General features: G+C 39.1%; 3 protein-coding genes. All 3 read right to left on the reverse strand.

Annotation, left to right across the window (positions count from 1 at the left end):
- Positions 1-692: T7SS effector LXG polymorphic toxin (locus SORDD15_RS03280; RefSeq protein WP_231097617.1), on the reverse strand; the 692-nt coding region annotated here is incomplete at its 3' end.
- A gap of 338 nt (positions 693-1,030) precedes the next feature.
- Complete coding sequence (locus tag SORDD15_RS03285; RefSeq protein ID WP_061414316.1) at positions 1,031-1,621, reverse strand: hypothetical protein; 591 nt, start codon at positions 1,619-1,621, stop codon at positions 1,031-1,033.
- The coding region (locus SORDD15_RS10460) for a TNT domain-containing protein (protein WP_330996573.1) at positions 1,621-2,815 on the reverse strand (1,195 nt) is incomplete at its 5' end. The genes SORDD15_RS10460 and SORDD15_RS03285, both read right to left, overlap by 1 nt.

Consider the following 2,815-nt stretch of genomic DNA (forward strand, 5'->3'; position numbering starts at 1 on the left):
CGCTCAACGCGACTCTCCATCTGCTTGCTCGCCTGTTGGTAGGCTATCGCAAAGCGTTGGACAGACTGGAGTTTGGCAAAATCTCCCGACTGGTAGCTTCCTACCGTACGTGTCTTCCCTGCATGCTCTGCTATCAAGGCCTTGGTCGCAGCTAGAAGTTCCTTAAAGGCGACCAAATCCTGACCCGCATGGCTGCTTTCGTACTGGATGATGGAGCTGTCTAGGTTCTTGACCTGATTGAGCAGAAAGTTATAGTCCATGACCGTGCTGGTATGACTGCTTCCATCATAGCTCACCAAATCAGAAATCTTGTCCTTGGTCGTGTTTAAGAGCTCAATCTCGTTCTTTAGATTGTCCCGTGAACTTTTTAAATCACTATGAAGGGTTGTAAACACCTGACCTGGTAGCTTTGCATGATTGCTCGAATCAATCTGATAGTAACCATCCTTGTAAAGCAAGAGGTTGGATGAGTAGTCATTCATCAAGTTGACCAGAGTTTGAAGGAGGGTTCCGTGCACCTCTACTAGGTAGGTGCGCATACTCGAGATAGCCTGCCCTTGGAGATTGGTATTATTGATAAAGTCCGTCATAGCGGTATTGAGATTATTGATGGCCTCTCCCCAAGCATTCATCGTCTTTTGACTTTCCACTTGAACAGAGGTGATATCATCAAATATTATCTTGTAACTCATGGCACCTCCCTACTGCAAGCCAGGAAACATGTTTTGACCCAGGACACTATCTGTCCGATGCATCTCTTTCCCTGTGCCTGCCATCAAGGCGATATCTGTCTCCAGCAAGGTCGCATAGGTCTTCACCAGCGAGTGGAGTTCATTGAATTGTTTTAAAGAGAATTTTATTTAAAGCAAAAGTTTACCAATAAAACATTAGTAAACTCTGGTTTGATTAAATTTTGCTTTTTTATTTTAAGAAAAAATCATATCTATTAAATAATTCCAATCAAAGAGAGAATGAGAATTTTATTGTGAGTTTTTCTTACATCTCATTCTTTACAACAAGATAAGCCAATTTAAAACTTCTCTACTCCCTCTGAACTATACCCTAGCAAAGTAGCTTCATATTGATCTCCTAGTCCATTAGCATCATTCAGTTGAATCAACCACTCCTTAATAGTTTTTAATTTTATAATTGATGCATAGAAGGTTTGAAATATTCTGTTTGGTAGGTAAAACAGATTGTATTCATTGTCACTTGCATCTACGTAATAAATCTTGTTTAATCCTGAAGAAAAATTTATTTTTCCCTTAACCCTAGAATCAATCGAATAAAAACTATCAAGTTTTTCTCTAGTCAAGTATTCTTTCAATATTTCGATATCCTCTATATCATTTATTAAAGTCATCAGTGGGAATTCAAAATCTGTAACTCCTCTTTTAACAAAGATAGCAAAATAGAGCTGCGCCAACTCCTTGTTACGAATTTTACAGTATTCTATACTAACCCCTCTTTCATTTAGTGAAATAAAAAATTCGTCTTCTCTTTTTTCTAGAATGTAAATAATATCCACATTATCATATGCCTGCAACTTGTTATTTATTGAAACAATTTCGACATTACTGATAAATCTTTTCAAACTTACAATATATTCATTATCAAACATTATAATTTCCTCAAATAACCAAATTCTATTAGTTTTTTAATAATAGCTGCCTCATCAGAAGGTATAGACATTATCTGTTTAGCAAAGAATGGATCTAATTTAAACTGTATCCCTCCTCCTGGTTGATTAAACCATGGGGCTATTTTTCCTTTTAAAACAGGTAAATCCATTAATATTTCATATTGATTATAGTTCTTAAAATCCGAGTTTGGAGACATTGCCCTCATCTCTTTAGATTCACCAATATTTCCAAAAAAGTGTCCATAATCAGAACCAAATCGATCAATTTTATCTCCAGGAGATAGGGTTGTCTTTTGATATTCACCTTTTAAAAAGCCATCAATATTTGGATCACCTTTTTGTCCTGGCCAGTTCTCATTACCTGTAAGTTGATCAAAATATTTTGGATTATCATACACTGCCTTATTTTCAAGATATAGTTTTGAATTAACTGGTCTTTCCCAGGATAACAGTTTAACACGATCTTGAACCATTATACCTGATTCCGCATAATCATGCCATTGAAGATATCTCTGACGATCCATCGGTTCCATACTCATCAAAGTTTTCTGGAATTTCTCCTTCGCCAGATATTGGTCAAAGTTACTGGATTCCCTCGCAAGCCTGCTTTCTTCTATATTTCTTAGAATCTGTTCGCGGTTATACTTCGGTGCTTCGACATCTACCTTCACCTTATTGAGACTAAACTTGCTGGCTGCTGAGGAGGCCGCATAACCTCCTACCAGGTTCCCTATAAAGTTTGCGGTTTGGGCGTCCTCTTCACTTCCTCCTAGGAGCTTAGTCCCATGATAGGCAACCTGACCGGCTGTATAGGCACCGGCTTCCCCTATCGCAAACTGGGTCAAGCCCTTGGCAACGCTCTGCGTCTGCCCTATGGGAATCATGATGGCACTCGCCGTCACAAAGACATTCCCAACATCATGATACAGCTTGTCATTCCCCATGAAAAGCGTATCTCTGACAGGATTTATTGACTTGGTGTGGATATCCCCTGCATTCCCAAGTTCGATATTATGAATCCCTTCTGATACATTAGATAGCCCATAGATACTCGTCCCAAAACCCACGACACCGCCTGCAACAACTAAAGGAGTCGCAGTTCCCATGGTTCCTATAATTGCGATGAAGCCAATCGCAAAGGTCAACACACCCAAACCCAACTCTTTCCAACCG

Source organism: Streptococcus oralis, assembly GCF_001578935.1.
In the GTDB taxonomy this organism is placed as follows: Bacteria; Bacillota; Bacilli; order Lactobacillales; family Streptococcaceae; genus Streptococcus; species Streptococcus oralis_R.